Origin of the sequence: Streptococcus sp. 339 (genome assembly GCF_013277285.1) — a bacterium.
Classification (GTDB): Bacteria; Bacillota; Bacilli; order Lactobacillales; family Streptococcaceae; genus Streptococcus; species Streptococcus pseudopneumoniae.
In genome coordinates, this window is the sequence record NZ_VMMR01000041.1 from 1 (window position 1) to 5,393 (window position 5,393).

7 protein-coding genes and 1 pseudogene are annotated in these 5,393 nt (G+C 42.2%); all 8 read right to left on the reverse strand.

Annotation, left to right across the window (positions count from 1 at the left end):
- Positions 1-23 precede the first annotated feature (23 nt).
- Positions 24-512 (reverse strand): annotated as a pseudogene (locus tag HT736_RS05640) (helix-turn-helix domain-containing protein); the annotation flags it as partial.
- A 155-nt stretch (positions 513-667) separates the two neighbouring features.
- A complete protein-coding gene (gene groL, locus HT736_RS05645; protein ID WP_172930823.1) occupies positions 668-2,290 on the reverse strand; it encodes a chaperonin GroEL in 1,623 nt (540 codons plus the stop codon).
- 15 nt (positions 2,291-2,305) lie between these two features.
- Complete coding sequence (gene groES / locus HT736_RS05650; protein WP_000917330.1) at positions 2,306-2,590, reverse strand: co-chaperone GroES; 285 nt, start codon at positions 2,588-2,590, stop codon at positions 2,306-2,308.
- 155 nt (positions 2,591-2,745) lie between these two features.
- Positions 2,746-3,141, reverse strand: coding sequence for a single-stranded DNA-binding protein (locus tag HT736_RS05655; RefSeq protein ID WP_000282467.1), 396 nt, complete (start codon positions 3,139-3,141; stop codon positions 2,746-2,748).
- Between the two features lie 76 nt (positions 3,142-3,217).
- The gene (locus tag HT736_RS05660) at positions 3,218-3,979 is read right to left on the reverse strand and encodes an SDR family NAD(P)-dependent oxidoreductase (protein ID WP_001107792.1); all 762 of its coding nucleotides are present in this window, start codon (positions 3,977-3,979) and stop codon (positions 3,218-3,220) included.
- A gap of 41 nt (positions 3,980-4,020) precedes the next feature.
- Positions 4,021-4,647, reverse strand: coding sequence for a YtpR family tRNA-binding protein (gene ytpR, locus HT736_RS05665; RefSeq protein WP_000578305.1), 627 nt, complete (start codon positions 4,645-4,647; stop codon positions 4,021-4,023).
- Positions 4,648-4,662: 15 nt separating this feature from the next.
- Positions 4,663-4,980 (reverse strand): thioredoxin family protein, encoded by a 318-nt coding sequence (locus tag HT736_RS05670; RefSeq protein WP_172930824.1) that lies wholly within the window; start codon positions 4,978-4,980, stop codon positions 4,663-4,665.
- A complete protein-coding gene (locus HT736_RS05675) occupies positions 4,977-5,276 on the reverse strand; it encodes a DUF4651 domain-containing protein (RefSeq protein WP_001013973.1) in 300 nt (99 codons plus the stop codon). Before HT736_RS05675 ends, HT736_RS05670 begins: the two co-directional genes overlap by 4 nt.
- Between the last annotated feature and the right edge of the window lie 117 nt (positions 5,277-5,393).

Sequence of the window (5,393 nt, forward strand, 5' to 3'; positions counted from 1 at the left end):
CTTCTTTAAAGCGCTTACTCAAGGTCTCGAATGTAGATTTTATTTTTAGACGTCTCAATTGTCTGAGCGTCTGCCTTCTTGGGATGCTCAGGTCGAGGAGTGACCGTTCGCCAACCATGTCGTTTCAGGAGATAATAGAAACCATCACGTGTGGAAGTGCGACCAATCTCTTTTTGATAGGCTTCAAATAACTAATTGACAGTTACAAATTCCCCAGCCTGAGCAGCTTCTATATGACGTTTTAGAAATGCTTGTTCTTCTTCGTAAGTCATATATTCTCTATGACGTCCACCACGGGTCTCTTGAAGAAGCGCTTCTAAACCAAACTCCTTATATTTTTTCAAATTCCTCCAAACAGTTGTTTTATTGCAATCTAGCAGATCCATGATTTCCTTATAACTCTTTTCTTTTGAGCGAAAATAAATAATCTGTAGACGTTTGTGATATTTGGCGTACGATGAATCTCTTAGGAGTTGTTCAATTTTTTGTGTTTCTTCGTTTGTAAGTTTCATAACTACTATTATAAGATGTTTTTTGATTTTAGTACAGTATTATTTTATCATATAAATTAGGAGAGCTCAAATCAATTTAGAAGTGAATAGCATAAAAAGGAGGGGTAGGCATTCCCTCCTTTTGTGTTTTTTATAAGTTGTTTTCTATAGAAAGCTTACATCATGCCGCCCATCATGCTTGGATCCATTGTCGGAGCCGGAGCTACTGGTTCTGGTTTATTGGCTACAACTGCTTCCGTAGTCAAAATCAAGCTGGCTACAGATGCTGCATTTTGAAGAGCTGAACGGCTCACTTTAACTGGGTCGATGATTCCCTCTTCAATCATGTTGACCCACTCGCCAGTTGCTGCGTTGAAGCCTGTACCAACTTCAGCATTTTTCAAACGATCGATAACGATTGAACCTTCAAATCCTGCATTGTGGGCGATTTGACGAACAGGTTCTTCCAAAGCACGGAGAACAATATTGCGTCCTGTTGCTTCGTCTCCTGTCAATTCCAAGGTAGCAACAGCTGGAATCACATTGGCAAGAGCTGTTCCACCACCTGCAACAATACCTTCTTCAACAGCTGCACGAGTAGCGTTGAGGGCATCTTCAATGCGGAGTTTCATTTCTTTCAACTCAGTTTCAGTTGCGGCTCCGACCTTAATAACCGCTACACCACCTGACAATTTGGCCAAGCGTTCTTGCAATTTTTCACGGTCAAATTCAGAAGTTGTAGTTTCGATTTGAGACTTGATAACCGCAACACGGTGAGAAATCGCTTCAGGATTTCCTGCACCTTCTACAATAACCGTACTATCTTTGTCCACGGTCACTCTCGCTGCTTGACCAAGAGCTTCAATTGTCGCATCTTTCAACTCAAGACCAAGGTCTTCTGTGATAACTGTTCCGCCTGTTAAGATGGCGATATCTTCAAGCATGGCTTTGCGACGGTCACCAAAACCAGGTGCCTTGACTGCTACTACGTTGAAGGTTCCACGAATCTTGTTCAAAACAAGAGTTGGAAGAGCCTCACCATCCACATCATCCGCAATAATCAAGAGTGGACGATTGCTTTGGAGAATGCTTTCCAAAAGTGGCAAGATTTCTTGGATATTGGAAATTTTCTTGTCTGTAATCAAAATGTACGGATTTTCAAGGTCAGCCACCATTTTTTCGCTATCTGTCACCATGTACTGTGAAAGGTAACCACGGTCAAACTGCATTCCTTCTACGACTTCAAGCTCTGTTTCCATACCACGTGACTCTTCGATGGTGATGACACCGTCTTTGCCAACTTTTTCCATTGCTTCAGAAATGTATTCACCGACTTTTTCAGAACGAGAAGATACGGCAGCAACTTGAGCGATAGCTTCTTTATTGGCAACAGGGATGGCGTTGTTTTTCAAAGCTTCAACTGCTGCGGCAACTGCTGTTTCAATCCCACGACGAATACCGATTGGATTTGCACCTGCTGTGACGTTTTTGATTCCTTCACGGACGATAGCTTGGGTCAAGACTGTTGCAGTCGTAGTTCCGTCACCTGCGATATCATTGGTTTTAGAAGCTACTTCTGATACTAACTTAGCACCCATATTTTCAAAATGGTCTTCCAATTCGATTTCTTTGGCAATGGTCACACCGTCATTGGTAATCAAGGGTGAACCGAATGACTTTTCAAGAACGACATTGCGACCTTTTGGTCCCAAGGTTACTTTAACAGTGTCTGCAAGAATATCGACACCACGAACCATGGCTGAACGGGCATCTGATGAAAATTTAATTTCTTTTGACATACTTACTTTCTCCTTCTATTCCTCAATGATTGCCAAAATGTTAGCTTCGCCTACGATGATGTACTTTTCATCTCCATCTTTGACATCAAGACCTGCGTGGGCTTCAACTAAGACACGATCTCCAGTTTTAACACTTGGAGCAACCAAGTCACCGTTCAAGGTACGAACACCTTGTCCAGTAGCCACAACTTGAGCTGTTTTGGTTTTTTCTTGGGCTGAGCCTGCAAGGACAAAGCCCCCAACGGTTTGTTCTTTTTCTTCTATTTTTAAGACCACACGGTCCCCTAATGGTTTCAACATCTGATTTCCTCCATAATGAGATAGATATTATTAGCACTCTTTGAACTTGAGTGCTAATTCATAATTCTATTGTATCACTTGGTCAGAAATAGTCAAGAAAAAAGTCTGACTTTCTCAAGATAAAAAGCCTGAGACCAACTCAGACTTTTTAATTCTTAAAATGGCAATTCTTCCTCTTCCAAGACTAGGTCTGCCAAGTCTTGACCTGCATTATTTTCACGCATGGCACGTTGAGCACGACTTTCCAAGAGTTGGAATCCAGTAACAAGTACTTCAGTCACATAGTTCATTTGACCATTTTTCTCAAAGCGACGGGTACGCAATTCTCCATCCACAGAAATAAGACTACCTTTGGTTGCATAGCTTGCCAAGGTTTCTGCTAGTCTGCCCCATAGAACCATATTAACAAAATCAGCTTCACGTTCCCCGTTTTGGTCTTTGTAACGACGGTTGACTGCAATAGTCGCTCGCGCTACTGACTTGTCATTGTTGGTTTTGTGCAATTCTGGTGTAGACGTTAAACGTCCAATCATGATAACTTTATTATACATATTTTTTCCTCCTACTTATCTATTCGTAGGAAATCAAAAAAAGTTACAGAAATTTGTAACTTTTCGAGAAAATTTTTTAGTTTTTATGAACCATGAAACCTGTCGCTTGTTGATTGGCCATGATGGTCATATCTGTAATCTGAACACGACGAGGTTGACTGGTCACATAGACTACTGTGTCTGCGATGTCTGGTGCCTGCAAGGCTTCGATTCCCTGATAAACCGTCGCAGCTCGTTCTTTATCACCGTGAAAACGCACTGTAGAAAAATCTGTTTCAACAATTCCAGGCTGAATGGTCGTCACCTTGATATCCGTTGCGATGGTATCAATTCGCAGTCCATCCGAAAAGGTCTTAACCGCAGCCTTGGTAGCTGAGTAAACAGCGGCACCAGCATAGGCATAAATTCCTGCGGTTGACCCCATATTGATGATATGTCCTTGATTGGCTTTTACCATTGCTGGCAAGAAAGAGCGAGTGACTGCCATTAAACCTTTGACATTGGTATCCAGCATGGTCAACATATCCAACTCTTCATAGTCCTGATAGGGTGCCAAGCCAAGAGCTAGTCCAGCGTTATTGACCAATATATCAATCTGACCTATCGTTTCTAGAATATCGGAGCAGACAGTCTTGACCATGGCCATATCCGTCACATCTAGTGAAAAGGTCCAGACGGTTTGATTTGGATAGAATGCTGCAAACTCCGACTTAAGAGTTTCTAATCTGTCTGTCCGTCGTCCAGTTAGAACGACATTCTCACCCTGCTCCAGATAAGCACGCGCAATTGCTTCACCAATACCTGATGTCGCTCCTGTAATCACTACATTTTTTGCCATCTTATTTCCTTCTATCTGGTCTATCAGATACTAACAACTTCTTAGGCAGTCCAGTGTTTAGCTGGGTCGAATGGTGTTCCGACAACTTGGTCTTCTGATAATTCAATAATACCACGTTTTTGTGGAGCATTTGGCAGATGCAATTCACGAGGACTGCACATCATTCCAAAACTCTTTTCACCACGAAGTTCGCCTGGGAAAATAAGATTGCCTTTGGGCATCATAGCTCCAGGAAGAGCGACAATGGTTTTCAACCCCACACGCGCATTGGGAGCCCCTGCAACGATTTGCACGATCTTATCACTTGCGACTGCAACTTGGCAGATGTTGAGGTGGTCACTATCTGGATGGGCTACCATCTCAACAATTTCACCAACAACAAACTTAGGTTCCTTGTCATTGACAATTTCTTCTGTAAAACCTTCCGCCTGTAATTCTTGGTTCAAACAAGCGACTTGCTCATCTGATAAAAAGACTTGACCTCGCTCTGCAATTTCAAACAAGCTCGAAACCTCAAAAATGTTCCAAGCTACTGTTTCCCCATTTTCTTTGAGGAAAACACGGGCTACCTTGCCTTTGCGTTCCACATTCAGTTTGGCATCTCCGCTATTTTTCACGATGACCATAAGGACATCACCGACATGTTCTTTGTTATATGTAAAAATCATTGTTTACTTTTTCTCCTATTTCAATCCTGCTAAAAAATCGTTAATTTGCTCCTTACTTTTACGGTCGCGATTGACAAAACGACCGATTTCCTTGTCCTTTTCTAGAACAACAAGGCTAGGAATTCCGTAAACATCCCAGAGTTTGGCCAAATCCATATACTTATCTCGGTCCATTCGAATAAAGGTGAACTCTGGATTGGTCTCCTCAATCTCTGGTAAGACAGGATAAATATAACGGCAATCGCCACACCAGTCTGCCACAAAAAGGAAGACCTTCTTGCCCGCTTTTTCCACTAAAGATGCTAATTCTTCTAAACTTGCTGGCTGTATCATAAGACTTCCTCCTCATAGACTAGGTCTTCATTTTCATAGACAAAGGTATAATGACGGCCATCCTCAAAAATGACGCCACCAAGCAAGCTCTCCAGACTGCTTTCGTAAACTTGAACATAGAGGGTCGCAATTTCCCCCATGTCGGAAAAATGGTCTCGCACAATCTCTGTCAACTCTTCCTGAGTCTTCATGAGCTTACGGTCATCTGCAACTTTTTTCGTAGCAAGAGCAAGGCTTCCGATACCTAGCAGAGCCAAGCCTGCCATCCACATTTTTTTAGCTTTCATACCATTCATTTTAACACAAAAAAGGCTTCAGGACAAATGAGGAAGCAGCAGAAAAGCAAGTAAAAAGCCTCTTCCTTTAAGGAAAAGGACTTCTTATACTAAGAGCAAACTAGGAAGCTAGCCGCA

Coding starts and splice junctions, on each gene's coding strand:
- groL (WP_172930823.1), bottom strand. CDS start 2,290: ATGTCAAAAGAAATTAAATTTTCATCAGATGCCCGTTCAGCCATGGTT.
- HT736_RS05675 (WP_001013973.1), bottom strand. CDS start 5,276: ATGAATGGTATGAAAGCTAAAAAAATGTGGATGGCAGGCTTGGCTCTG.
- HT736_RS05660 (WP_001107792.1), bottom strand. CDS start 3,979: ATGGCAAAAAATGTAGTGATTACAGGAGCGACATCAGGTATTGGTGAA.
- HT736_RS05655 (WP_000282467.1), bottom strand. CDS start 3,141: ATGTATAATAAAGTTATCATGATTGGACGTTTAACGTCTACACCAGAA.
- HT736_RS05670 (WP_172930824.1), bottom strand. CDS start 4,980: ATGATACAGCCAGCAAGTTTAGAAGAATTAGCATCTTTAGTGGAAAAA.
- groES (WP_000917330.1), bottom strand. CDS start 2,590: ATGTTGAAACCATTAGGGGACCGTGTGGTCTTAAAAATAGAAGAAAAA.
- ytpR (WP_000578305.1), bottom strand. CDS start 4,647: ATGATTTTTACATATAACAAAGAACATGTCGGTGATGTCCTTATGGTC.